This is a genomic window from Bacillus sp. 22446, from assembly GCF_052044955.1.
GTDB classification, from domain to species: domain Bacteria; phylum Bacillota; class Bacilli; order Bacillales; family Bacillaceae; genus Bacillus; species Bacillus altitudinis.
In genome coordinates this window covers 40,926-66,019 of record NZ_JBQEOD010000012.1, presented here as the reverse complement: position 1 = coordinate 66,019, position 25,094 = coordinate 40,926, and the positions used below count along the sequence as shown (strand labels likewise).

Here is a 25,094-nt window from a genome sequence, read left to right as displayed (position 1 = left end):
GGCGCGGAGCGAATTTCACATTCGTGAGCACCAGCACGCAGGACTGACAAAGAATGCGAGGGTTTGTCTACACGCTGATAGGACCCTTCAGCAGATCCTTTTATTTTTTATATAAAATGAGCGCTGAAAAACAGTAGAGCTGCTCTCCTCCTTGCTCACAGATCACCGCCACATTGTATTTGATGTCAATAATTTGGTCGTCGTCCATTCCTTTTAAAAAAAGATTGATTTCGCTTTGCAAATCTTTCTCGTGTTCTTCATCAAATACAGCTACCTTCAGCACATATGCCACTCTCCCTTCTCTTGCTACTCTATTTTTATGCAAATAAAGACGGACATATGAACAAAAAAAGCCTTCCATCTTGTCGATGAAAGGACTCCTTTTTACAGCTTCGGTTTTGTTTCTCCTGTCCATGCAAGCATGCCGCCAACGACATTGGTTGCTTGATAGCCTTGGTCTTCTAAGAAATAGCAGACATTCTCACTGCGTTTACCAGAACGGCAAATAATATAATACTCTTGCGACTTATCAAACGCATCTAGCTTCTCAGGAATATCCCCCATTCGAATATGGACTGCCTCTGGAATCATGCCTTCTGCTACCTCTTCATCCTCACGCACATCGACGAGCTGAATGGCTTCTTCTTGCGCTAGTTTTTGCTTTAATTCTTCTATTGAAATTTCTTTTACTGACACGACTCTCATCTCTCCTTTTAATCACGGTGACACCATTATAGCAAATCATACACATCACTGCGTATTCACCCGCTTGGATTGAAGGAAAGACGGGAATCGTTTCTTCACATCAACTGCCGGCTGCTCGCTTTCAAACTCTATCTTTTTAAACACTTGATAGGCTAGCCACATGTGGCCATATGCGAGAATGCTGATGCTAAAAAACGGCACGATCCCTGGCAAATAAGCAAATAGGATAAAGAGAACAGCAGAGAAAACGAGCATAGAGAGCGTATATTGCAAATACGAGATGCCAAGCAGAAGGGAAAATTTCAAATAAAGACGCTTTTTCCAATCATAATGAGCCAGCAGCGGAAAGATATAAAACAGGCTGACAATAAACAGAAAACCAAAGATATAGATCGCAAAGCGAAGCACGTGTAAAAACCAACTCGTTGGATAAATATAAGCAAGGTCTACATAAATAATCGTCCCGATGATGACCAGCACCACTCCAATGACATTAGAGCGTACAAATTCTTCGCGGTATACCTTCCAAAAGGTTTGAAAGACGCTCATTTGCTCATGCCCTTGTATCCACTTTCTCATCACAGAAAATAACGCTGTTGTTGCAGGCATAAAGCCAAAGATTCCAAGCCCAAGTAAAGTGAACAAAAGCCATAACAAATTCGTATAGGCGAGTCTCATCACCCACTCACACATGCGCAGCATTCTGCTCATTGATCCATCATGATCCATCTCTCTTCCCTCCTCTCTTACTCGTTACACCGTCTCTTTTTGAAACAATTCTTCTATTTCAATCGGGCGTTTTTCTGCAACTGAGCGCCACATGCCTTCGCCAAGTGCAATGGAATAAGCACCCGCCTCTGCTCCTGCTGAAATGTCATAAGGAATGAGCGGATCTTTTCCTAAAAATAAGTCTGCTAATAATAGCGGATCTCCGCCTCCATGACCACCTGATTGCTTCACAACTTCAATCGTTTCTTTTCCACCAAACATCGGGTAGTATGCAATTGTCTGTTCAGGGAATTGAAAAGGGATTCTCGATGGCACATGAAACTCATTTGTTTCAATCCGTCCCTTCGTCCCGTTAATCGCAAGCCGGTAGCCTTCATATGGCGCTGAAAATTGAATCGAGTAACTTAACAAAGCTCCCTGATCATAAGCCACTGACGCCACGTATGTATCCTCAATATCAATTTCTTGATCAAAAATACAGGCATCCGGGCGATAATTCGAGTATTGCTTTGACTGCTGCTCACCTGATTCAATATGGTCATCCTCCACCTTTGAACGCTCTACCCGCGGATTCCACCTTGCTTCATAATGACAGGTATCTCTTACATGACAGGTTCCACAATATCGATTCTCTTCACCCTGCAAAGGATTCCAAGGACTTTCATCCCCATAATAATTCAGTGCGCCATAGGCAAATACTTGCTTCGGCTTTTGATCAATCCACCAGTTGACCAAGTCAAAGTGATGGGTCGATTTATGAATAGACAGACCGCCAGAATATTGACGCGAGCGGTTCCACCTTTTAAAATAACTCGCTCCATGATACGTATCAATGAGCCAGCTTAACTCAACAGACGTGACCCTTCCAATCTTTCCATCTAAAATGAGCTCTTTTATCTTTCGGTGGAATGGATTGTAGCGATAATTAAAGGTGACGGTGACCTTTCCTTTGCTTTCTGCCTCTTTTTCCATCACCTGTTTGGCGTCTTTTGCTGTTGTGACCATCGGCTTTTCCGTTATGACATCCAGATCATGATCCAGTGCCTGCAGGATATATGTGACATGTGTATCATCTCGCCCCGCCACAATGACGATTTCTGGTCTTGCTTCCTTCACCATCTGACCAAATGCATCCTCATGAAAAAATGAGACGCCCCTTAGTGATGGAAAACGCTCCTGACAAAGTGTATACCGCTTCTCATCTACATCTAGGAGCCCTGTAATCCTGTAATGCTCGTTGAAATCCTCGGTGAGCGGTTTGATAAACATATTGAAAGCACGGTGACTGAGCCCGCAAACGGCGACCCTTTTCACATTCCCCCACCCCTTTTTCTATTGGTTTTCACGAAGCTGCTTCATGAGAGACAGTGCCTCTTTAGATTTCTCCGCATACACAGGTATGAAGGCGACCATATCTCGGTGTAATCGAAAGGTATAGCCATTTAGCTGCTTCGTTCCTTTCTTGATTTGGACCGCATAATCGACTGTATTTCCCGTCTTTGCATCTTCTACCGTATATGGTCCTACCCCTTCGCCATCTACCCGCATCTCTTCAAGCAGCTGAAAGCTTTCAGGGTCATCATATGTTCTAAACATTTCTTCCGGGACAAACATCACGTCCCCCTCTTTTGCAGTAATTTCAACAAGAAGTTTTTCAGGAATTGCAGGGAAGATGTGAACGTCGTATGTCTCCTGATTTGGTTGAAAAGCTTTCTCCACTAATTGATCTTTCATTGCTTTTGACATGTCAGAAAAAATAAGGACATCAATCCCCTCTGTTTTCCCCTGACAGGCGGACAAATAAAAGGCAGCGATGAAGCTTAAGAGCCATGCCACAGCCCTTTGATGCCGCCTCATACCTTTTGAAACACAGACAGCTTTTCTAGTTCAGTTAACGCCATAATAAAAGCGCCTGCTCCATGCAAATCATTCGTGCTACGCTCTCTGCCAACGTAATAGTCATAAAATCCCGCAGATGTTCCAATACAAATATCGTTCACTGTAAAATCGCCGTTGTCTTTTTCCTCCGTTTTATACTGAATCAACCCTTGATACGCTTTGACCACATGATCAACATATCGAAGACTGACATATCCTTCATTCATGGCTTTTGCCATCGCATATATGAATAGACATGACCCTGAGCTTTCAAGCCAGTTGTCGCTATGACTTCCTTTATCAAGGATCTGATGCCATAGACCCGTTTCGTCGTCCTGATATTTTGCCACACTTTCCAGCATATCTGTCAGTGTGTCCTTCCACACTTTTCGTCCTTCATGTCCTTCTGGTAAATCTTCGATCATATCGGCTAACGCAAGGACATACCAGCCAAAGGACCTTGCCCAAAATTCTGGGGAACAGCCCGTCTGTTGATCAGCCCATGGCATCACTTTCCGTTCATCCCATGCGTGATAGTAAAGGCCCGTTTTTTCATCTTTGGTATGCTTTCTCATGAGATGCTCTTGATGGATGACCATGTCCACCAGCTCCGATTCTCCTGTCAACTGGGCATACTTTAAAGCAAAAGGTCCACCCATATAAAGACCATCTAGCCACATTTGATAGGCATAATTGTCTTTATGCCAGAAACCACCCTCAGACGTCCGATTCAGCGTCCGGTAAAGCCCCCGAAGCTTTTCTGCTGCCTTCACATACCGCTTCTCTCCCGTTCTTTCAATCAGCGGGAATAAAATGAGCCCTGCTTGAATGGCATCAAGCTCGTCTCTTCGGAATAACAGATTCCCATGGTCATCAATGAGTGAGTCTGCATAATTTTTCACATAATCAAAGTACGCCTCGTTTTCTGTTGCTTCGTAAAGCTTCATCACTCCGCAAAGGAAAACCCCTTGATGATAGTGCCACCTTCCAGCTGGCGGAAGTTCAATCGGTGTATGCGCTTTCATTATTGTTTGTGCTAATTTCTCTGCATGCTCAAGCGGTGATCCCTTTTCAATCGATAATGTCATTGGTCTTCATCTCCCCTTTTAATAAATCCCTTCTTCTCCAAACTTCTTCGCTAAACGGTTCGCCATCATGACCAAAATAAGTCCAACGGCTGCTTTAAATAAACCAACAGCGGTACTATAGCTGAATTGTCCTTGCTTCAGACCAGCTGTATACACATACGTATCAAAAATCTCTGCAACTTCCCTGTTGGTCGCATTGAGTAATAAATAGACATGTTCAAATCCAAGCTCTAACGTATCACCGATTTTTAAAATGAGCAGTACAACAATGACACTTTTAATCGCAGGAAGGGTGATGTGCCACATTTGTCTAAGTCTACCGGCTCCATCCATTTTTGCTGCTTCATATAGCTGCGGATCTACTGCTGTAATCGCTGCAAGATAAATAATGGTTGACCAACCCGCTTCTCTCCAGATTACCTGCAAAATGTACATGGGTCTAAACCATTCTTGACTAAGAAGGAAGTTAATCTTTTCTCCTCCAAAGAAAGCAATCAATTCATTGATCAACCCGCCATCTACCGTTAACAAAACAAAAGATAAGGACACGACAATCACCCATGACATGAAGTGAGGAATATAAATCATTGTCTGAACAAATTTCTTAAACAGTGCCAATCTGACCTCGTTTAAAAGAAGGGCTAATAAGATCGGAATCGGAAAGAAAATCACGACATTCATGGCAAATAAAATGAGCGTATTTTTTAATAAGATGAAAAATGTTGGTTCTGTAAATAAGCGAATAAAGTGTTTGAAGCCAACCCACTCACTGCCAAGAATTCCGAGAAACGGCTGGTAATCTTGAAAGGCAATGATCAGCCCCCACATAGGGACATATTTAAAGACAAGAAAATAAAGGAGCCCTGGCAAAATCATTAAATACAGAAATTTTTGACTAAGTAATTGATTAAGTAAGCGCTTTCTCTTTTCTTTTTTCAAAGCTGCCGCAGGCACACCCTTGGCAGTGACATCCTGTGTTTTCACAGATAAAGCCTCCCCTCATGCTGATGCATGTGTTAACTGTATCTTAAGGATGAAAAATCCGTCTACAATCATATCATCAGATCATATTTACTCAGGGGAAGCTACTCAAAACGTTACATAAAACATAAGAAAATGATCCTAATCTCAGAAAATGATTATTGACAAACCTACCAGATTTTTGGATTAATAAACTAAGGGGAAAAGATTGTTTCGTTTGAAATGGGGGGTTTTATGAAAAGAAAGCAATATAAATTTTATTACAAGCTGGTGACGTTTTTTTTCGTGCTTAGTACGATTCCTGTTATTATTGTCGGTATTTTTTCTTATCAGCATTCGCAAAAAACTGCACTCGAAAATATTTCAAATGAAAAGCTGGACAGCGTCAAACAAACGCAATCCAATATTGAGCATATTCTAAAGACAGTAGATCATTCTCTCACTCACTATGTCAGTTCGCCGCCTCTCCTTCAAACACTGGCAGAACCTTTAAATCCAGACCAATTCCAACTTTATAATCAAGTCCAGCAAGAACTGAATTACCTGCAAACCTTCGACACCGATCTCTCCAATATTACACTTGTTAGTAAAATGGAAGATTGGTATATGAACAATTCTGGTCTTTATCATGTCTCAAACGGGGATCAAGAGAAAGCGTTAACCTCTTACCTCAATATTCCGAGTCATTCCAGCTGGGCACTTGAAGAAAATAATCCACTTGTCTCAACAAAAGAAGGAAAGACATCCTTTTGCAAATACAATGTGAATTTAATCAAGCAGCTTCCGATGAATAGTGTCCAAAAAAAGGGGATCGCCGTCGCCAGCATTCCAAGCTGCGTGATTGCTGACAACATGCCTGACTTCTCTCAATCTGATAGTATGTTTGTCATTGATACAAACGGAAAAGTGCTGCTACATAATCGAAAAGAACAAATTGGTGACTCGTTAAAAAATCAAGATTTCGTCAAACATGTCCTGTCACTTGAAGAACGATCCGGACAATTTGATATGAAAATCGATGAACTAAACTATCAAATTACGTTTCAAAAATCAGATTATAACGAATGGACATACTTATCCTTTGTCTCCATTCCAGAACTAAAGCAGCAAACGAAATCAATCGGGTGGATCACCTTTATTATTTGCTTTATTTTGTTAGCGCTTTCATTGTTATTTTCATGGTTTGGCTCTAGACACTTTTATAAACCGATTCGCTTATTATACGAATCCTTTGCACGTAATGAGTCGTTTTTGCATAAACAGCCTTTCCAAAATGAATTTGAGCTCATCGAATCGAGCATTAAACAAATGAAAGATCAAAACAATGATCTAGAGGAACGGATTGAGCAGCAAGTGACACACTTACAGCAATACTTTATGGTGCGGCTGCTGCTTGGCAAGCTGACGGAAGAAGAGATTCACAACCGATTTCAAAGTCTAGGCTTTCCTCGTGACTGGTCCCATTTGTCCATGCTTGTGACCCAAATCGATACACTAAAAGGAACGCCGTATGAAAAAAAGGATGCAGACTTGCTTTTATTTGCGATAAATGGACTGATCGAGCAGATTATTCCGCTAGATGAGCACCTTCAGCCGACCGTTGTCAATCAGCATCAAACGACGATTGTTCTCAATCAATCGAAGTCAGAAGAGGAATTTACTGAATATTTAAATCAATTAGCCGAAACAATTCAGCAGCGAATTGAGGAAGAGCTGGGCTTGTCGATCAGCATTGGGATCAGTCGCTCATTTAAAGAGCTCTCTATGGCCAAACATGCTTATATTGAGGGAAAAGAAGCCTTAAAATACAGGCTCAAAGCAGAGAAAAAATCCATTCTTTTATACGAGCACATTCAGCAAGGAAAGACGTTTAAGACTCATTTCCCAAAACAGCTGCAGCATGATTTATTTGATGCCATTAAAGCAGGCGATCAAGGCAAGGCAGATCACTATTTACATGTGCTTCTGCAATCCATTTTTTCTAAAAATGCTGGACCACATGAGTACCAGATTGCTCTCGCTCGTTTTTTAAACAATCTCATCGAGCTGATGCATTTGCTCGGCATTGAATTGTTTGAAATCGAAGATAATAAAATGCTCTATGATACGATCTTTGAGTTTAAAACGTTTGAAGATACAGAAGCGTGGCTGAAACATGAGATCATTCGACCCATCATTGATCAGCTCGGCGCGCGTGAAGACTCTCAATATAAAAATATCTCAGAGAAAATCATTCATATCATTCATCAAGAATTTGACTCAGATCTGACATTGGACGAAATCGCTACACGCCTGCACTATAACCCAAATTATTTAAGCAGTATTTTTAGAAAAGAAATGGATATCTCCTTTAGTGAATATCTCTCGTCTTACAGACATCATGTCGCCAAAAACTGGTTGGTGGAAACGGATATGTCGGTGAAAGAAATTTCGGAAAAGCTAAAATACAAAAATCCGCAAAATTTCATCCGCTCCTTTAAAAAGCTGGAAGGCACGACGCCTGGAAAATACCGTGATCAGAAAAAAGGCACATAAAGCAAAGTCCCGCTCTCACAAGAAGCGGGACTTTTTTATTTAAACTGTTCATTTAGGATACTGTCTTCCAGCACTGAAAGCGGCTCGCCATACACTCGTTCAATATGGGCTGCCCCCCAATCACATAACGCATTCAAAATTCGCTCAAGTGACTGTCCGTATTCACTTAATTCATATTCCACTTTGGGCGGCACTTGTTCATATACAATGCGGTTAATCACACCATCATTTTCAAGCTCTCTCAGCTGCTGTGTGAGCATTTTTTGCGTGATATTTGGCATGAGGCGCTTCAGTTCACTCGTCCGCTTTTTCCCATGTGTTAAATGACATAAGATGACACACTTCCATTTCCCGCCGATCACTTCAAGCGTTGCTTCCACAGAGATATTATATTTCTTCTTTTCCAACGTCGCTTCACTCCTTTTGATGCTGTACAGGCACTTTTTAGTACCTATATTACAAAAAAGTACGTACTTTTTTTTCTGTCATCTATGTTAGATAATAACTCTTGCCGATCGGCTTCGTCTATTAAAATGTCATGAAAGAAGGATGTGAATCACGATGCAAAACAAACAAAATCACTTTGCCCTTCTCGCACTAGCGATTAGTGCATTTGCTATAGGTACAACTGAATTTATCTCTGTAGGTCTTCTGCCGATGATCTCAGAAGACTTTGGCGTGAGTGTCAGCCAGGCCGGCTGGACCGTTTCTTTATATGCGCTCGGTGTTACCTTTGGCGCGCCAATTCCAACCTCACTTACGTCAACGATGAAAAAAAAGACATTGCTTTTGCTCATTATGCTCGTCTTTTTGATCGGAAATACACTCGCCACGATTGCCCCGACTTTTTCTGTGCTCTTAATCGGACGAGTGATTTCAGCCCTATCACATGGCGTATTTATGTCGATTGGCTCGACCATTGCCGCAAGCCTTGTGGTGAAAGAAAAGCGGGCAAGCGCTATTGCCTTTATGTTCACTGGTTTAACAGTCGCTACTGTGACCGGTGTGCCATTCGGTACGTTTCTTGGTCATGAGCTCGGCTGGCGGACGTCATTTGGTGTGATTGTCATGATTGGCCTAATCGCACTGATTTCTAACTATTTCCTTGTTCCGTCTCAATTGAAACAGGGCGTGAAAACAACGTTTAAGGATCAAGCAGCCTTATTAAAGTCGAAAAGAATGTTGCTTTTATTTGTCATTACTGCTACAGGGTATGGAGGAACTTTTGTCGTCTTCACCTATTTATCCCCTCTCTTACAGCATGTGACAGGTCTTGCGCCTGGAACAGTTGCCTTGATCCTGCTGTTATACGGGATTACCATCGCCGCTGGGAATGTCATTGGCGGAAAAGCAGCGAATAAACAGCCAATGAAAGCACTGATTTATATGTTTATCATTCAAAGTCTCATCTTGTTTATCCTTAGCTTTACTGCTGGATTTATGGCACTCGGGATTGGAACTGTAATGCTGATGGGACTGTTTGCTTTCATGAACGTACCCGGCCTTCAAGTTGCCGTCGTTGATTTTGCGGAAAGGTATACACCCGGAGCTGTCGATGTTGCTTCCGCTCTGAATATCGCTGCCTTTAATGCAGGTATCGCCATTGGTTCATTTTTAGGCGGCATCGTGACAGATACCCTTGGGCTTGTGCATACCGGCTGGGTTGGCGGCATCATGGTGCTCATGGCGGCCATACTCACGATGGTGAGTCATCAAATCGAACAAAAAGAATACAAACAAACCATGTAAAGGAGTCTTTCATATGAACGATTTACAAAGTACAAAAACATTAAACAACGGCGTCCGCATGCCAGGATTTGGTCTTGGGGTCTTTCAGGTTGAAGAGGGAACGGAATTAATTGAAGCTGTTAAAACAGCCATTCAATTAGGATATCGCAGTATTGATACAGCTTCTATTTACGGCAATGAAGAAGGCGTTGGACGAGGCATACAACTTGGTCTAGCAGAAACAGGCCTTCGCCGCGAAGACATCTTTGTGACATCCAAAGTGTGGAATGCCGATTTAGGATATGAAGCCACACTAAAAGCATACGAAGACAGCCTGAAAAAACTTCAGCTTGATTACCTTGATCTGTATTTAATTCACTGGCCAGTTGAAGGGAAATACAAGGAAGCATGGCGCGCGCTTGAAACGCTGTACCGTGAAGGAAAAGTTAGAGCCATCGGTGTGAGTAACTTCCAACCGCATCATCTAGATGAATTATTGAAAGATGCGGACATCATTCCAGCGATTAATCAAGTCGAGTTTCATCCAAAACTCACGCAGGAAACGCTGTTTACGTATTTGAAAACACATGGCATCCAAATGGAAGCCTGGTCACCACTTATGCAGGGAGAGCTGCTGCATCACCCGCTGATCACGGAGCTTGCGGGCACATACAGCAAAACACCTGCTCAAATTATTTTGCGCTGGGATGTGCAAAAAGGCGTCATTACGATTCCTAAATCAACGAAAGCCCATCGTTTAAAAGAAAATGCCGATATTTTCGATTTTGTCCTATCTGATGAGGATATGAAGCGCCTGTCTGCCTTAAATGAAAATAAACGAATTGGTCCTGATCCAGACAACTTCGACTTTTAATGAAAACACCCCCGCTTTTTACTAAGCGGGGGTCTTCATGTTCATCATTTTGATTTTTTAAAAGAAGCTTCATATTCTTCTATGATTTTATTTCCACCATTTGATTTCCACTTCTCTACATCTTTCTTAAATTGTTCTTCGTTGATATCACCAAGAATGAACTTATAGGTCGCATCATCGATGATTTTCTTCAATTCATTTCCTCGCTCTGATGCTGTTTCTGAATACAGGCTTTCAGCAGGGTTAGCGACAATGATGTTTTTATTGTCTTCTTCCAGCTCTTCATATTTTGTACGAACTGCATCGCCTTTATTTTTCAAGTAACGTTTATCAATCCCTACGAGGCTGACAAGCGGCTGTACATCTGTCTGCCAGCTTTTCACTTGGCTTTCTTCCCTCACAAATGTATTTCCATCTTGTTTGTTATAATGCTTTCCATCAATCCCGTATGTCATGAGACCATACACGTCTTCTTCTGCAATGCGGTCAAAGAAAGCCAAAATTCTCTTTAACTCTGCTTCTGATTTGACGCTTGTTTTAGGGAAGGCGAAGATGCCATTATGGCCGCCTGATGCCCATACTCGTTCTTTGCCATCTGGGCCTTTGATTCGGTTGATAATATCCACTTCCATGTTCTTATCTGTTGCATCATCTCTTAAGTTCACTGCATCTACCATATTTCCAACATAGATACCCGCTTTTCCTTGTGAAAACAATTCTTGCTGCTGCGTTTTGCTTGTGACTGGGAAGTCTTTGTTTATATAACCATTGTCACGCAGCTTTTTCATATATTTCATTGTATTCATATACTCATCCGTCATAAAGTCTGGCGTAAATTTGCCGTTTTCTTCTTTCCAATCTGTTGGCATTCCTTCATAAGAACCAAGCGTTTTAAATGCACCGTAAATCAAATCGTTACGGTCTGTAAAACCAATCGTATCGTCCTTGCCATTTTTGTTCGGATCTTTTTCAGTAAATGCCTTGGCTACTTCATAAAGGTCTTCTAGCGTTTTTGGTGTATCCAAATTTAAATTTTCAAGCCAATCCTTTCGAATGACAATCCCTTGTCTTGAAAGTGGTCTCTCTCTATAAATGCCATAAAGCTTCCCATCGATAGAGGCATTTTTATTAATCAGTTCGTTCATCTTACTTAAATTTGGATAATCCTTTAAGTATGGACCGATTTCCCAGAACATGCCTGATCTAAACGCATTGATAGCAGATGAATTCTTAATGTCTTGAATCGTCACAATTTGCGGGAGGTTCCCTGCGGCAAGTGCTGAATTTAAACGGTCTTCTTTCACCGCATCAGGCACCCACGTAATATCAAGCTCTGTATTTGTGAGCTTCTCAATCTCTTCTAACACTGAATCTTTCGGCGGCTGCTGATGATACAAAATCGCCATCCATGTCAGCTTCACCTTTTTGTCTAAATCAACCTTTTCATCTGATGAGCTTGCCCCTTTACTTGAACAAGCTGACAGAATACCACTTGCGGCAAATAACAAAACAAAGGCAATCAGCCATAATTTCTTTCTCCCCATAAGATCCCTCCGTTATTCCATCTTTTTAACCCTTTACAGAACCTAGTAATGCCCCTTTGTTGAAATGCTTTTGAATAAATGGATAGACAAGCAGAACGGGAATGGTCGCCACGACGATGACCGCCATTTTAATGGTTTGGTCTGGCGGCGGTGTTGATGAGCCCATATCTGACATATCTCCCTGCATACCGCTTGATACAATGACGATTTGTCTTAACAGGACCTGAATTGGCCATTTCACCGAATCGTTTAAATATAAAATGGCTGTCATGTACGTATTCCAATATGTCACGGCATAAAAAAGTGAAATCGTCGCAATAGCAGGCAAAGAAAGTGGCAGTACGATTTTAAAGAAGATCCCTAAATCGTTACAGCCGTCCATCTTCGCTGATTCTTCAAGGCTTGCTGGTATGTTTTGAAAGAAGTTTTTCAAAATGATCAAATTGAATGCATTGATGGCCACTGGTAGAATGAGTGACCAGTAAGTATCAAGCAGCCCAAGTGTTTTCACGACGATAAACGTCGGAATCATCCCTCCGCTAAACAGCATCGTGAAGACAACGAGAAACATGAGGGTTCTTCGGCCCTTTAGCTCTTGACGAGACAGCCCATACGCCATGAGTGAGGATAAAAACATGCTGACCGCTGTTCCAACGAGTGTCACAAGAATGGATACAATCAGGCTGCGATACACAATATCTGTAGAAAAGATATAGCGATAGGCCTCTAGAGAGAACGTCGTTGGAAACAAAATAAACTTCTTTGAGATGACCTCTTCTACTGTCGCAAAAGAGGCGGCAATGACATGGATGAACGGGAGCACACATATTAATGCGAACATGAGTAGAAAAGAGTAATTAAATACATTGAACAATCGGCCTTTAATAGAACGATCTATGTTCATCACGCCCTTTCTTTGTAAGCGTTATCATTTCGTCTGAACATAAGCTGCAGCCTTTGACGATATCGTGATTAAAATGTAACAAACGGGGGAAGAAAGCGTCTATAATCATCATGACAGACCACAGAGATGATCATGCCATTCGTGCTTTTAGCCTCATCAATGAAAAGAAAAAGATCATGAGCTAATGTCATGATTATGCCCTATGCCTGATCGTTTTCTTTCAGAATTTCTGCCGTATTGACATCTGGCCTGTAGCCTAACTCCTGCTTCGTTTTCTCAGTAGACCAAGGTTTTCCCTCGTTTTCTGATACGGCATAATAAGTCCCAAATGGAACGTCTGTTTCGATGGCAACCTTGATCATGCTGAAAAGGTCTTCATGTGAAAGAAGCGTTCGTTTCGTTCTTTTTTTGGTGTGCAATCCTTCCATCTCATCTGTCACGACGGTTCCAATTCTCAAATTGATGACAGACATACCTGTTTGATCGTGAAACAAACGCCCAAGCTGTTCGGAAGCAAATTTTAAAATGCCATACACATTTTTCGTTGCTGGTACATCATCAGTCGTAATTTCTCGCCCTAGTAAGGAGTGACCATCTTTTTCATAGCGATCTGTCACATGATTACTGCTTGCAAAAATGACTTTTGGAATGCTTAACCGGGCCGCTGAACGAAACATATCATACGTGCTTTTCCAAAACACATCATTCATTTTTGCAAACTCCTTTTCATTCATCACATCATGCGTCATGTCCACGTTTAAAAGATGAATGATCACATCTGTATCTCTTGGGATGGCTTGAAACAAATTCTCTTCAATTGCCGCATCTGCCATGATGACTTCTTCTACACACCTTGTTTGATCAATGATGGTCACGTCATACTCCGAAGAGAGCTCTTTAGTTAATAAACGTCCGATGACACCACATCCGCCAATCATGGTGATTTTTTTCATCTGTTTCCTCCTTCATCTTTTATCGGAGTAGTATGTCCATGCCATCTGTTGATTACAGCCACTTTTTCAAAAAACGTGTAGCCTCGTGGCGCATAGCAGCCGTTTCAAAATGACCTGCATGTAGACCTACAAGCTGATAACGTTCCTTTAAGGAAGCAGCTTGATAGGCTTGACTTAATGTCTGTTGAATTCGTCCAACACCTTCAGCAGGTGTAAGCTGATCATGTTTTCCAACTAAGCTTAAATGCGGTCTCGGGAAAATCATTTCTTGGATGTCAGCTGCTGTAAAGTGCTTAGCTAAGCTTGGTACATAATAGTAAAAACCGTGTCTATCTAAATGATTCGTTTCAATCAATGTGTGATGATCAACCTGTGCGCAAAGATCCACACACACACTGACCCTCTCATCAAGTGCTGCCGTCCACCATGAAAGAAGACCGCCCATTGACATCCCAAAAACAGCTAAACGCTCTGGGAGCACATCAGAGCGGGACAACAAATAATCAATTGCACACATGCTCTCATACAGCATCATGCCCCACATCACTTTTCCTGTTAACAGCATTTCTTTGAAAATTTCACTTTCTGTTCTGCCCCTTCTTTCACCAAATCCCGCGTGGTCAATCGCCAACACACTATAACCTTTTGAAGTGAATTCTTTTGCGTATGAAGGCGCTTGCAAATAATGAGCCCCCTTCAATAACTCTTCTTTCCCATCCACATAATTCCCACCATGAGAATGCTGGAACAAGACAACAGGCCTTTTTTTCACTGTATCTTTCGGCTTCACAAAATAAGCCGGAACTTCCTCCACCCCATGAATAGAGAGAATGAGTGTTTCTACTAAGTACGATTCACGTTCCTCAATCTTTAACGTATACGCCTCCACACGATGGCGCTCTGGCATTTCCCCTAATAAACTGAGCAGTTGTTCACGTTTGCTTTCCTTTTCCATTGACGTCACTCCTCATTTTCTTGATCAACTTGTTAAATACGAGATTGATGGAGGAATCACCTTGTTTTCGACAAAATTATGTCCCGGGAAATAAACAACACCCATCGGCTGATACCGATGGGTGCGTTCATTAGTTCGCGACAATATTGACAAGTTTTCCAGGAACCGCAATCACTTTACGGATTGTTTTCCCTTCAAGCTGTTCTTTTATCCGTGCATCATTTTTCGCAAGCTCTTCTAGTTGCTCTTTTGTTGCATCAGCAGGAACCGTTAATTTTGCTTTCACTTTTCCATTTAGCTGTACGACAATTTCCACTTCATCATCGACAAGTTTTGACTCATCATATTGCGGCCATGCTTCATAAGAAATAGACCCTTCATGACCAAGTTTGTTCCAAAGCTCTTCCGCTACATGCGGTGCAATTGGAGAAAGAAGTTTCACAAAGCCTTCTGCATATTCTTTCGGCAGTGTGTCAGCCTTGTATGCATCGTTGATGAACACCATTAATTGTGAAATCCCAGTATTGAAACGTAAGCCTTCATAATGATCCGTTACCTTCATGACGGTTTCATGGTAGCTGCGCTCTAATGGCCCGCCAGATTGCTCTGTCACTTTATCACTGATGGAGCCATCTTCATTTGTAAACAGACGCCATACACGATCTAGGAAACGACGAGCACCATCAAGACCTGTTTCAGACCAAGCAATTGACGCATCTAAAGGCCCCATGAACATTTCATACAGTCTTAATGTATCTGCACCATGAGATTCTACAATATCATCTGGGTTGACAACGTTCCCTTTGGATTTACTCATCTTTTCATTGTTTTCTCCAAGGATCATTCCTTGGTTGAACAATTTCATGAAAGGTTCTTTTGTTGGGACAACACCGATATCATACAAGAACTTATGCCAGAAGCGCGCATATAGAAGATGCAGTACAGCATGTTCTGCTCCGCCGATATACACATCAACTGGAAGCCATTTCTTTAGCTTCTCAGGAGATGCAAGCTCTTCTGAGTTATGTGGATCAATATAACGCAAGAAATACCAGCAGCTGCCTGCCCATTGCGGCATTGTATTCGTTTCACGGCGGCCTTTCTTACCTGTTACAGGATCTACAACCTCAACCCAGTCTTTAATATTTGCTAAAGGTGATTCACCTGTTCCGCTTGGCTTAATCTCAGTCGTCTTAGGCAAAATCAGTGGAAGCTCTTCCTCTGAAACAGCTGAAGATGTTCCGTCCTCCCAATGAATAATTGGAATTGGCTCTCCCCAGTAACGCTGACGGCTGAACAGCCAGTCTCTTAAACGATAAGTGACTTTCTTTTCACCTTTTTGATGTTCTTCTAGCCATGCAATGGCTTTTTCAATTGCTTCTTCTTTCCCTAAGCCGTTTAAGAAATCAGAGTTGATGTGCTTTCCATCACCTGTGTAGGCTTCTTTGTCAATGTCTCCGCCTTCAACAACCTCTTTGATTGGAAGATCGAATGTTTTGGCGAATTCATAATCACGCTCATCATGAGCAGGAACTGCCATGATCGCTCCAGTGCCATATGTGGCTAACACATAATCTGCAATCCAAATCGGCATCTTTTCCCCATTTAATGGATTGATGGCATAAGCACCTGTGAAAATGCCCGTTTTCGTTTTAGCAAGATCTGTCCGCTCTAAGTCACTCTTAGATTGAATTTCTTTGATATATGCTTCAACTGCTTCTTTTTGAGCAGCTGTTGTAATTTTTTCAACTAGTGCATGCTCTGGTGCAAGAACGGCATATGTTGCACCAAATAGTGTATCAGGACGTGTTGTAAATACCGTAAACTGTTCGTCATGTCCTTCTACTTCGAAGTGAACATGTGCACCTTCAGAACGTCCAATCCAGTTGCGCTGCATATCTTTGATGCTTTCAGGCCAATCAATGTCTTCTAAATCTTCTAACAGCCTGTCCGCATATGCTGTAATTTTTAGCATCCATTGCTTCATTGGACGTCTTTCAACAGGATGCCCTCCGCGCTCACTTTTCCCATCAATGACTTCTTCATTTGCAAGGACTGTACCGAGTGCTGGGCACCAGTTTACAGGTACTTCATCAATATACGCCAATCCTTTTTCGTACAATTTCAAGAAAATCCACTGCGTCCATTTATAATAATTCGGATCTGTCGTGTTAATTTCTCGATCCCAATCATACGAGAAGCCCAATGATTGAATTTGGCGGCGGAAATTATTAATGTTCTCTTCTGTAAATGCAGCTGGATCATTTCCTGTATCCAGCGCATATTGTTCCGCTGGAAGACCAAATGCGTCCCATCCCATTGGATGAAGAACATCGTATCCCTGCATACGTTTCATACGTGATAAAATATCCGTTGCTGTGTATCCTTCAGGATGCCCTACATGAAGCCCTGCTCCTGATGGATAAGGAAACATATCTAGCGCATAAAACTTTGGCTTATCTTCCGAGTCAGATGTGGCGAATGTTTTATGTGTCAGCCAATAATCCTGCCACTTCTTTTCAATTTCCCGATGCTGAAAACTCAATGTGAAAACCTCCTTTAATGTGTACGGCTTTATCTGCACAGATGACCACTGCAAGAATTCAGATTTTTCTAAAATCAACAAAAAACCCTCATCCCTAGAAAGGGACGAGAGATTTTTTGGTTCCCGCGGTACCACCCTTGTTAGCGTCATGAACTGTTCATACGCTCACTTAATATCTTTAACGCAGACATGCGACAGAAGCTTTAACGCAACTGCAACTCTGAGGCGAGTTCAGAAGCAGATTTGATTGACTTTCACCAGCCGTCAATTCTCTAAAGACAAATACTGCTTTCCTACTACTCCTCTTCACTGTTCTTATCGTAACCGTCATCTAAGTAGTATTTTATAGAATTATGATCATAAGTGCAAGCAGGTTTGTATACAATGGGAATGTACCCTAGACTAGGGTAAAGTGAGGATATTATTCGTGTGGAGATCGGTTATGACGGTTGGAGCCTGCATCCTGTGAACGTTCTTCTCTCACAAAATCGAAGCTTCGCAGAACTGCTTCTCCTCCGTAACCTGAAATAATGGATAAGATGATCAAGTGCAGACTAGATTCGGGATTTGAGGATAAGACAAGCAGTGTAGCAGCAATCATCCCAACGAGCCAATCTTCAATAAACCCTAGATAAATAAACTTCTTTGTCATTCTGGGCTTCTCTAGCCTGCCTTTTTTCTTTACGTGACCGAGAATGCCCATGACCCCTCCAATGGCGCAAGCAATAATGACTTGTTGCAGCATTTTCATCACCTTCCTAAAGCCCTTAGAATAGTAAAGCGACTTCAGGCTGTCCAGCCCCCTGTAATGCCATTCTGCTGTTCCGTCATAATCCATGTAAAAGGTCTATTCTCTCTAACGAAGAAAAAAAGCTTGTTTCTTCCATTATATGTGAATGACCCAAAAACAATCTTGATGCATTGGAATCATTTTTACCTAATCCATATTAACTATTTTTGTCATTTTATGAATTTTCCTCAAATGATCCCTTCTTTTTCTAATGAAAAGTCTCCTTACTTACTCTATTCTAATGGAGGACAAACTATGATGACAAATTTAACAAAGCGATTGCAATCATTGAAACAGAACATATGTTATGTTACGTTTAAAAAGAATTCATTTGGTTTCAAAAAAACCATCTTAAATGTCTAATAGTAGCAGCAAAGGAGGGTAATATGGTCAGCTCGAACATCTTCGGCTTGCAAAAACAGCTTGAACTCATAAAAAAAGCGCTGGATCATGCGCGGATTGGTGTTGTCATTACAGACCCTTCTTTAGAGGATAACCCTATCGTTTATGTGAATCATGGCTTTACACAAATGACTGGATACAAACCAGATGAGATTCTTGGACGTAATTGTCGATTCCTCCAAGGAAAAGACACAAATCAAGAGCAACTTGCCTTAATACGTCACGGAATTCAAAACAAAACACCTATTACCACACAGCTCAAAAATTATAAAAAAGACGGTACTTTTTTTTGGAATGAACTCAATATAGATCCTCTATACATTGAACAAGATGACAAAACATTTTTTATTGGCTTTCAAAAGGACATTACAAAGCAGAAAGAATATGAACAACTCCTAGAAGATTCCTTACAGGAAGTCACCTCTCTGTCGACGCCAATTGTCCCAATCAAAAATGGTGTTTCCGCTCTTCCACTCATCGGAAAATTATCAGAAGAACGCTTTGATGCCATCGTCGCGAAGTTAACTTGTATATTAGAAGATTCAAAGGATGATTATTTAATTGTCGATCTTTCTGGTTTAATCGATGTCGATGATTCCGTTGCAGCGCGAATTTTCAAACTGCATCACCTGCTGAACTTAACTGGAACTGAACTCATCATCACTGGGATCAAACCACAGCTTGCGATGAAAATGAAAGACTTAGATACAGACTTCCAGAATACGATCACTTACTTAACAGTAAAAGAAGCAATCAAAGGATTGCCATTAGCTGAAAACCCTGTATAAACAGGGTTTCAGATTGTTGACAAAGGGCTAAAATGATCTTTATTTTAGCCCTTTGTCTTCTTTTCAGTGTGATAGAAAACCTTTGCAGTCTAGGAAGGACGAGTACCGGAGCGGAGCGAATTTCACATTCGTGAGCACCGGCACACAGGACTGACACCGAATGCGAGGGTTTGTCTACACGCTGAAAACCCTGTATAAACAGGGTTTTTTTAATTGAACCGCTCCCCAAAATGGAAAAATGAGGTATGATAGGTATAAATAGCGATATAGGGGGGCTGCCAGATGATGATGTTACTCATCATAGGTCTTTTATGTATTTGTTTCGCCATAGGATATGCCGTGAATTTCTTATTACTCAAACACCAAAATCAACAAATCTTTTCAAAGAAACTCTTCTATCCTTTTTTGACCATTGGTCTTGTTTTTTCTATTATGTCATTACCGTTTGCCGGCACAGGTGCTCCGAAAGCACAAGCAGATCCATCTTCTGAACAGCTGCTGAAAGAGCAAAAACAATTAGCATCTGACCTTTCTCGTCTAAAGGAAGACAAAGAAACGCTGACGGCCTCTTTAGAAGACGTGACCAAAGAAAAAGAAAAGCTATCCAAGAAATTAGAAAACATCACCTCCGAAAAGAAGACAGTCAAACAGCAAGAAAAAACCATCCATGAGCTTGAAGAGAAAATAGACAAGCTAACCTCTACAAACGAAACACTCAAAAAAGAACACCAGAAAGTAAACAAAGACACCACGTCATCGGCACAGCGATCTGCTCCTAAAGATGATGGGTCGAATACTGGCGGTCATGAGTCACAAAAAGAAACAAAAAAAGAATCTGCCGCCTGTAATATTAAAGGAAGTGTCAACGGCATATATCACACACCAAGTAGCAGATACTACTCACGGACAAAAAACGTGACCAAAATGTTCTGCTCCGTAGAAGAAGCTGAGCGTGCAGGGTACCGGGCACCAAAGCAATAGACATCTTTTGACGATAAAAAAACCTCCTGTCAGCCCACTATAGGTACAGGAGGTTCTTCTTTAAATTTCTCTTCTTAATGCTGTTAATACATTCGTTTTTGTCGCCTTACGTGCTGGATTGAGTCCAGAAATAATGGCAACTCCTGCACTAATCACTGTTGCTGTGACCACAAGGCTTAGCGGTATATAGGAGAAGGTGATCGAGAATTGATCGCTTGATGCTCCCTCAGACATGGAAGACAAAATCGCTGGAATGATTAAATTCACTGCAAAACTAACGATGTACGAGATGATGATCCCGATGATCGATCCAATCACTCCAATATAAGCACTTTCCATGAGGAACATTCGCTTAATAATGGAAGGATTCGCACCAATGGCTTTCATGATCCCAATCTCTTGTGTCCGCTCTGTTACGGCCATTGTCATCGTATTGAAAATGCCGATCGCCGAAATAATGACCGCAATACATCCAACAAAGATGAGTCCAATTTTAAAGACTGTAAAGAACATATCCATTCCTTCAAGCTGATTCGTCACAGAGATGACTTGATAGCCGTCATCTGTCAGCTTATCTGTGAGCGCACCGACATTGTCGAACTTATCAGCATAGACAGACGTCATTTTTTCGACATTTCCTGCATCAGGAGACAGATCGAGCACTTGACTAAATTCTTTTTCATAAGCATTCGGAATAAGAATTTTATGATCCTGCTGCCACTCCAAATTCGGTTTCTTCAATACACCGACGACACGGAAATCGAACGTCTTTTCTTTCACCACTTCATTTTCTTCATTCAGTTTTGGCACCTTGATTTGAATGACTTTGTTTAAAATTTCCTTCGTATAGCCTTTTGGCTCTTCCGGTGTCTCTTCACCATTTGATGTCTGATTCATTTCTTTTTCATAGTCTTTTCGTTCTTTTTCCGTCCAAAGTTGTTCTGCCATTTGATACCCAACTACAATTTCATTCGCCGATGTTGGGACTTTTCCACGGTCTAGTTCAAGGCCTGCCTCTTTTTCTTCTTTCATATCTGTCAGTACAGCCTGCGTATCACTTGAGCGATTATCGAGCTCGACGTGAACCGATGGAATGATTGACGTTCTCGCAACGACAGATTTCGCATGATCATATTTCTTTAAATCGTCAACCTTGACGTCACCTTTTTCTTTGCCTAACACTTTAATTTCTGTGATAATTTGTTGTTTCATGATTTCATCTTGAGCCGATTTTTGCAGACCAAAACCAACTGACGCTAGAACGATTAAGAAAGAGCATGCCATTGTCGTTGCAAGTATGGTCATAAACACACGCAATCTATTTTTCTTCATATTTCTTCTGATGAATTTGACCTGATCTCTAAATTTCAATGGACTGATCCCCTTTCTTTAATACACCATCATGAAGCTGGAACGTTGTGTCTGCGATTGAAGCGACTTCATCGTCATGTGTAATGATGACAAATGTAATTCCTTTTTCACGATTAAGCTGCTGGATAAAGGCTAGAATTTCGCCTTCAGTTTCTGAATCCAGACTGCCTGTTGGCTCATCCGCTAAAATAATAGACGGATTAAGGATCAAGGCTCTTGCAATACTCACACGCTGCTGCTGTCCACCTGATAGTTCATTAGGATAATGTCCTGCGTGATGTTCAAGACCAACTCGTTTCAGCATTTCCTTTACTTTCACTTTTCGCTCAGACGGCTTCACACCTTTTAAAGTGAGCGGAAGTTCAACGTTCTCATATGTTGTTAAACTCCCGATCAATTGAAAGCTTTGAAAGATAAAGCCAAAATGATCTAACCGAAAGTCTGCCCATTCTTTCTCATTAAAGCCAGTCACATTGGTGCCATCAACGATAATTTGTCCGCTTGTTGGCGTAATATATCCCGATATTAGATTCAGTAAAGTCGACTTCCCCGAACCGCTTCGTCCGACGATACATGCAATATCGCCTCTATTAATAGACAAGTCAATGTCTTTGAGCACAGGAATTTCGTTCTCCCTGCCCTTTTTCCCAATTTTAAACACATGATCTAACGATTGAATTTGAATCATCTCTACTCCCCTGCTCTCTGTTTATCTTTTTCGATAGATTAAGAAATAACTCGTCAGTGCACCTACAGCTCCACCGATGAACATGCCAACAAAATATCCAATTAAGGAATCTGAGGAGAAACCAACCCAGCCAAACCCTAAGACGCCAAACACGATCACCATAATTTGAATTGGGCGATCCATTATTGAATAAAGGAAGAATCGGCCATTTCGTTCAATTGGATGTTTAATAAAGCTAAACAAGCCAATAAGGTAAAATAGCAACATCATGACAATTGGAACGATGTATTCTTCACCATTGAACCAAAGCGGATATTCCTGATAAAAACTGGTAGCTGTAATATAATTAATTGGGGAAATGGGCGTGATCAAGAAATTAAAGATTTTATCCAGCCACATCCCGCTTGTTTTAAAGATAAAATCTAAATGAAGGATTGGTAAACCAATCACTAAGTAAGGTAAAATAGCTGTACTAAATCCAACGATTGCTTGAGAAATAGCACTCCCTGTTAAAGCACCTGCTGCAAAAAACAAACTATAGATCATCAAGGCTGACAACAGTGCAGAGACATAAAGACTGTTAAATCCAGGTGTCTCTATTGGACCAAGACCTAATTTTAATAAATAAATGAGAAGGTATGAAACAGCATGAACACTTGCAATAATTCCAGCACCTAAGAAAAACTTTGTGTGAAAGATGGAACTTCTACTAAACGGCAAGGATACGGTAAAGTCCATCTGCCCTTTATTTCTTTCAAATCCTAGCTGAATCACAGCAAAAAATATTCCCATGACCCATGAAAGTGAGAGAAATGCGTCCGTCTTAAAAATATAAGTGAATGTTGTTGTATCCATTAGACAGTCTCGGTTTTCCAAACAATCTTGAAAGGTTGAGTACTCCATTAAGAGGGATAATGGCGTCGCAAAGACCGCAACAAGCATCACTAAAATGAATGTCAGCTCAGACTGCTTCCATTCCTTATATAACAATTGCCGCTTTACCATCTGCGTTTCCCTCCAAACTTCGCAATGAATACTTCTTCTAAATTTACAGGCAGTTCATGCCAAACTTTTGGTTCAAGTGATTTCAAATACTCTTTTGCTTCTTCATCTGTTTTGAGTACAAGTGCTGTATAGAACACACCCGCTTGATCTAAGATGGCAACGCCTTTTTTTCTAATACTTAAGTTCATATCCTCTTCAAATGCCATCTGGATTTTGACGTAGTCATTCTTTAATTCATCTAAATCCATAACACTTGTGAGCTGATTTCCTTCCAAAAACCCGATTCGGTTACACATACGCTCAATATCCTCTAAACGGTGCGATGTAATTAAAATCGTTGTTTGTCGTTCTGCCACCTCGTCAATCATCAGCTGAAGAACGTCATTTCTTGTGACTGCATCAATCCCGTCTGTCGGCTCATCTAACAAAATGACTGCTGGTTTGATGGCAAAACTTAAAATGAGAGACAGCTGTTTCTTTAAACCTGTCGACAATTCACGGTATTTCACTTTTTCCGGAATCTCATACCGGTTCACAAGCTCATTGGCATATGTCACGTCAAACTTTGGATACAGTTGTTTTAACAGCTTCACAAGCTGTCCATAATTGTACCGGTCAAAGTAGGGATTTACGACTGGCATATACACAATATTTTGCTTCACTAACGGGTGGTCTTTTACGAGTACATCTTTAAAATAAATCTCTCCTTCATCTGGAAGAAGGATTTGCTGAATCAAGCGAAGAAGTGTTGTTTTACCAGAGCCATTCCGGCCAAGCAGGCCAAAGATCTCTCCTTCGCCTATCTTGAAGGAAACGTTGCTGAGTACTTCACGTCCATTTAATTTCTTTGATACATTTCTGACCTCAATCAACTTGGTTTCCTCCTTTTAGACTTGAGCCGATCTCCTCCAACCACTCTTTGAGTTGATGAATATCAATACCGGCATAATGAGCTTCAATAATGAGTTGCCTTAATTGCTCCTTCATCTCTAACACCTTCCCTTCATTCAGCTTTAACTGTGCACCTTCTGTCACATACGTTCCACGGCCTCTTAATGTTTCAATAATTCCTTCCCGTTCAAGCTCTTTATACGCTTTGCTGACGGTGTTTGGATTCGCAATAATAATGGTGGCAAGCTCTCTCACAGAGGGCAGTTTGTCACCTGGTTTCATCACGCCTTTTAAGCACAAAATTTTTAACTGCTCAATGATTTGTTCATATATTGGTGCAGCGCTTCTTGGATCTATTTGAATCATGATGGCTCCCTCTTTTCTCATTCATGCTTTTGCAGTCCTATCGCTTGATCATGTCCTTGCATTAAAGGGACCGAATTTGGAATGAAATCTTTTTGAACTTCAAAACCAATGAAAACGAGAACGAAAAAAAATGTACATGCTAACGCAACAGCCAGCACCATCCACTTTAAATTGATTGGTTTTTTTTCTTTTTTCATGGTTAAACACCTTTCTTCACGTTTAAGTGTCTATAGTGTATTAGTTGATATAGTACACTTAATACAATATAGACACTTGATTGAAAAGTCAAGGGACTCTAGAAAAAAATAGGCAGACGAACCAGATAAAATTTACGAAACTACTCAAAAGCATTCGTGAAGTCAGGTTTGCTTCTGGTTTAGGGTGTTCAACACG

25 protein-coding genes and 1 other annotated feature are annotated in these 25,094 nt (G+C 41.2%); of the genes, 5 read left to right on the top strand and 20 right to left on the bottom strand.

The annotated features are described in order from the left end of the window. Positions 1-100: 100 nt before the first annotated feature. The 7 genes from ACTJJD_RS17830 to ACTJJD_RS17800 all read right to left on the bottom strand — a co-directional run bounded on the left by ACTJJD_RS17830 (position 101) and on the right by ACTJJD_RS17800 (position 5,384). Positions 101-283: a sporulation protein Cse60 gene (locus tag ACTJJD_RS17830; RefSeq protein WP_003217582.1), complete on the bottom strand. Its 183-nt coding sequence runs from the start codon at positions 281-283 to the stop codon at positions 101-103. A gap of 101 nt (positions 284-384) precedes the next feature. Next, entirely contained in the window at positions 385-696 is a 312-nt protein-coding gene (locus tag ACTJJD_RS17825; RefSeq protein ID WP_057079186.1) for a rhodanese-like domain-containing protein, read from the bottom strand. Between the two features lie 54 nt (positions 697-750). Beyond that, positions 751-1,434, bottom strand: a complete 684-nt coding sequence (locus ACTJJD_RS17820) for a YesL family protein (RefSeq protein ID WP_046344254.1) — start codon at positions 1,432-1,434, stop codon at positions 751-753. A 24-nt stretch (positions 1,435-1,458) separates the two neighbouring features. Beyond that, on the bottom strand, positions 1,459-2,748 hold the full coding sequence (locus ACTJJD_RS17815) for a Gfo/Idh/MocA family protein (RefSeq protein ID WP_440608715.1): 1,290 nt from the start codon (positions 2,746-2,748) through the stop codon (positions 1,459-1,461). A gap of 18 nt (positions 2,749-2,766) precedes the next feature. Beyond that, the gene (locus ACTJJD_RS17810) at positions 2,767-3,291 is read right to left on the bottom strand and encodes a lipoprotein YteS (protein WP_440608714.1); all 525 of its coding nucleotides are present in this window, start codon (positions 3,289-3,291) and stop codon (positions 2,767-2,769) included. Then, positions 3,288-4,400, bottom strand: coding sequence for a glycoside hydrolase family 88/105 protein (locus tag ACTJJD_RS17805; protein WP_440608713.1), 1,113 nt, complete (start codon positions 4,398-4,400; stop codon positions 3,288-3,290). The genes ACTJJD_RS17810 and ACTJJD_RS17805 overlap by 4 nt, the downstream gene beginning before the upstream one ends. Positions 4,401-4,418: 18 nt before the next feature. Continuing rightward, complete coding sequence (locus ACTJJD_RS17800; protein ID WP_008343019.1) at positions 4,419-5,384, bottom strand: ABC transporter permease; 966 nt, start codon at positions 5,382-5,384, stop codon at positions 4,419-4,421. 231 nt (positions 5,385-5,615) lie between these two features. Here ACTJJD_RS17800 and ACTJJD_RS17795 point away from each other — a divergent pair, with 231 nt between their 5' ends. After that, positions 5,616-7,916, top strand: a complete 2,301-nt coding sequence (locus tag ACTJJD_RS17795; RefSeq protein ID WP_440608712.1) for a helix-turn-helix domain-containing protein — start codon at positions 5,616-5,618, stop codon at positions 7,914-7,916. Between the two features lie 35 nt (positions 7,917-7,951). Here ACTJJD_RS17795 and ACTJJD_RS17790 read toward each other — a convergent pair whose 3' ends face one another. Next, positions 7,952-8,323, bottom strand: coding sequence for a winged helix-turn-helix transcriptional regulator (locus ACTJJD_RS17790; RefSeq protein WP_008343017.1), 372 nt, complete (start codon positions 8,321-8,323; stop codon positions 7,952-7,954). 154 nt (positions 8,324-8,477) lie between these two features. Between ACTJJD_RS17790 and ACTJJD_RS17785 the strand changes: the two genes are divergently transcribed. Next, positions 8,478-9,665, top strand: coding sequence for an MFS transporter (locus ACTJJD_RS17785; protein ID WP_440608711.1), 1,188 nt, complete (start codon positions 8,478-8,480; stop codon positions 9,663-9,665). A gap of 13 nt (positions 9,666-9,678) precedes the next feature. Next, the gene (locus tag ACTJJD_RS17780; RefSeq protein ID WP_039168372.1) at positions 9,679-10,518 is read left to right on the top strand and encodes an aldo/keto reductase; all 840 of its coding nucleotides are present in this window, start codon (positions 9,679-9,681) and stop codon (positions 10,516-10,518) included. 44 nt (positions 10,519-10,562) lie between these two features. Here ACTJJD_RS17780 and ACTJJD_RS17775 read toward each other — a convergent pair whose 3' ends face one another. The 6 genes from ACTJJD_RS17775 to ACTJJD_RS17750 form a co-directional block, all read right to left on the bottom strand. Beyond that, positions 10,563-12,062, bottom strand: coding sequence for an extracellular solute-binding protein (locus ACTJJD_RS17775; RefSeq protein WP_057079182.1), 1,500 nt, complete (start codon positions 12,060-12,062; stop codon positions 10,563-10,565). Positions 12,063-12,087: 25 nt separating this feature from the next. Further along, positions 12,088-12,948 (bottom strand): carbohydrate ABC transporter permease, encoded by an 861-nt coding sequence (locus ACTJJD_RS17770; RefSeq protein ID WP_098680761.1) that lies wholly within the window; start codon positions 12,946-12,948, stop codon positions 12,088-12,090. A gap of 218 nt (positions 12,949-13,166) precedes the next feature. After that, on the bottom strand, positions 13,167-13,919 hold the full coding sequence (locus ACTJJD_RS17765; RefSeq protein WP_377836842.1) for an NAD-dependent epimerase/dehydratase family protein: 753 nt from the start codon (positions 13,917-13,919) through the stop codon (positions 13,167-13,169). Positions 13,920-13,971: 52 nt separating this feature from the next. Next, a complete protein-coding gene (locus tag ACTJJD_RS17760; RefSeq protein WP_017367887.1) occupies positions 13,972-14,874 on the bottom strand; it encodes a dienelactone hydrolase family protein in 903 nt (300 codons plus the stop codon). 130 nt (positions 14,875-15,004) lie between these two features. Continuing rightward, on the bottom strand, positions 15,005-17,419 hold the full coding sequence (gene leuS / locus ACTJJD_RS17755) for a leucine--tRNA ligase (protein ID WP_019743697.1): 2,415 nt from the start codon (positions 17,417-17,419) through the stop codon (positions 15,005-15,007). A gap of 97 nt (positions 17,420-17,516) precedes the next feature. Further along, positions 17,517-17,738: a binding site (T-box leader), on the bottom strand. Between the two features lie 102 nt (positions 17,739-17,840). After that, a complete protein-coding gene (locus tag ACTJJD_RS17750) occupies positions 17,841-18,170 on the bottom strand; it encodes a DUF4257 domain-containing protein (protein ID WP_008343006.1) in 330 nt (109 codons plus the stop codon). A 425-nt stretch (positions 18,171-18,595) separates the two neighbouring features. Between ACTJJD_RS17750 and ACTJJD_RS17745 the strand changes: the two genes are divergently transcribed. Together ACTJJD_RS17745 and ACTJJD_RS17740 are read left to right on the top strand one after the other, a co-directional pair. After that, positions 18,596-19,399 carry a PAS domain-containing protein gene (locus ACTJJD_RS17745; RefSeq protein WP_007501884.1) on the top strand — a complete coding sequence of 268 codons (804 nt, stop codon included), beginning with the start codon at positions 18,596-18,598 and terminating at the stop codon, positions 19,397-19,399. A 282-nt stretch (positions 19,400-19,681) separates the two neighbouring features. Then, a complete protein-coding gene (locus ACTJJD_RS17740) occupies positions 19,682-20,380 on the top strand; it encodes a sunset domain-containing protein (protein WP_341021066.1) in 699 nt (232 codons plus the stop codon). 60 nt (positions 20,381-20,440) lie between these two features. On the opposite strand, the gene ACTJJD_RS17735 is transcribed toward ACTJJD_RS17740, so the two are convergent. From ACTJJD_RS17735 to ACTJJD_RS17710, 6 genes are read right to left on the bottom strand one after another with little or no spacing between them, the layout of a single operon-like run. Next, on the bottom strand, positions 20,441-21,751 hold the full coding sequence (locus ACTJJD_RS17735) for an ABC transporter permease (protein ID WP_017358351.1): 1,311 nt from the start codon (positions 21,749-21,751) through the stop codon (positions 20,441-20,443). Beyond that, positions 21,741-22,439, bottom strand: a complete 699-nt coding sequence (locus ACTJJD_RS17730; RefSeq protein WP_019743693.1) for an ABC transporter ATP-binding protein — start codon at positions 22,437-22,439, stop codon at positions 21,741-21,743. The genes ACTJJD_RS17735 and ACTJJD_RS17730 overlap by 11 nt, the downstream gene beginning before the upstream one ends. A gap of 21 nt (positions 22,440-22,460) precedes the next feature. Continuing rightward, the gene (locus ACTJJD_RS17725) at positions 22,461-23,444 is read right to left on the bottom strand and encodes an ABC transporter ATP-binding protein (RefSeq protein ID WP_440608710.1); all 984 of its coding nucleotides are present in this window, start codon (positions 23,442-23,444) and stop codon (positions 22,461-22,463) included. Next, positions 23,438-24,316 (bottom strand): ATP-binding cassette domain-containing protein, encoded by an 879-nt coding sequence (locus ACTJJD_RS17720; RefSeq protein ID WP_007501894.1) that lies wholly within the window; start codon positions 24,314-24,316, stop codon positions 23,438-23,440. Before ACTJJD_RS17720 ends, ACTJJD_RS17725 begins: the two co-directional genes overlap by 7 nt. Further along, positions 24,309-24,701, bottom strand: coding sequence for a GntR family transcriptional regulator (locus tag ACTJJD_RS17715; RefSeq protein ID WP_017358353.1), 393 nt, complete (start codon positions 24,699-24,701; stop codon positions 24,309-24,311). Before ACTJJD_RS17715 ends, ACTJJD_RS17720 begins: the two co-directional genes overlap by 8 nt. Before the next feature lie 17 nt (positions 24,702-24,718). Next, on the bottom strand, positions 24,719-24,898 hold the full coding sequence (locus tag ACTJJD_RS17710) for a hypothetical protein (RefSeq protein WP_008342991.1): 180 nt from the start codon (positions 24,896-24,898) through the stop codon (positions 24,719-24,721). Between the last annotated feature and the right edge of the window lie 196 nt (positions 24,899-25,094).

Excerpts from the sequence above, each read along its gene's own strand:
- ACTJJD_RS17760 (WP_017367887.1), bottom strand. The coding sequence starts at position 14,874 with ATGGAAAAGGAAAGCAAACGTGAACAACTGCTCAGTTTATTAGGGGAA.
- ACTJJD_RS17820 (WP_046344254.1), bottom strand. The coding sequence starts at position 1,434 with ATGGATCATGATGGATCAATGAGCAGAATGCTGCGCATGTGTGAGTGG.
- ACTJJD_RS17780 (WP_039168372.1), top strand. The coding sequence starts at position 9,679 with ATGAACGATTTACAAAGTACAAAAACATTAAACAACGGCGTCCGCATG.
- ACTJJD_RS17715 (WP_017358353.1), bottom strand. The coding sequence starts at position 24,701 with ATGATTCAAATAGATCCAAGAAGCGCTGCACCAATATATGAACAAATC.
- ACTJJD_RS17745 (WP_007501884.1), top strand. The coding sequence starts at position 18,596 with ATGGTCAGCTCGAACATCTTCGGCTTGCAAAAACAGCTTGAACTCATA.
- ACTJJD_RS17765 (WP_377836842.1), bottom strand. The coding sequence starts at position 13,919 with ATGAAAAAAATCACCATGATTGGCGGATGTGGTGTCATCGGACGTTTA.
- ACTJJD_RS17740 (WP_341021066.1), top strand. The coding sequence starts at position 19,682 with ATGATGATGTTACTCATCATAGGTCTTTTATGTATTTGTTTCGCCATA.
- ACTJJD_RS17805 (WP_440608713.1), bottom strand. The coding sequence starts at position 4,400 with ATGACATTATCGATTGAAAAGGGATCACCGCTTGAGCATGCAGAGAAA.
- ACTJJD_RS17775 (WP_057079182.1), bottom strand. The coding sequence starts at position 12,062 with ATGGGGAGAAAGAAATTATGGCTGATTGCCTTTGTTTTGTTATTTGCC.
- ACTJJD_RS17810 (WP_440608714.1), bottom strand. The coding sequence starts at position 3,291 with ATGAGGCGGCATCAAAGGGCTGTGGCATGGCTCTTAAGCTTCATCGCT.
- ACTJJD_RS17725 (WP_440608710.1), bottom strand. The coding sequence starts at position 23,444 with ATGGTAAAGCGGCAATTGTTATATAAGGAATGGAAGCAGTCTGAGCTG.
- ACTJJD_RS17785 (WP_440608711.1), top strand. The coding sequence starts at position 8,478 with ATGCAAAACAAACAAAATCACTTTGCCCTTCTCGCACTAGCGATTAGT.
- ACTJJD_RS17750 (WP_008343006.1), bottom strand. The coding sequence starts at position 18,170 with ATGAAAATGCTGCAACAAGTCATTATTGCTTGCGCCATTGGAGGGGTC.
- ACTJJD_RS17710 (WP_008342991.1), bottom strand. The coding sequence starts at position 24,898 with ATGAAAAAAGAAAAAAAACCAATCAATTTAAAGTGGATGGTGCTGGCT.
- ACTJJD_RS17730 (WP_019743693.1), bottom strand. The coding sequence starts at position 22,439 with ATGATTCAAATTCAATCGTTAGATCATGTGTTTAAAATTGGGAAAAAG.
- ACTJJD_RS17795 (WP_440608712.1), top strand. The coding sequence starts at position 5,616 with ATGAAAAGAAAGCAATATAAATTTTATTACAAGCTGGTGACGTTTTTT.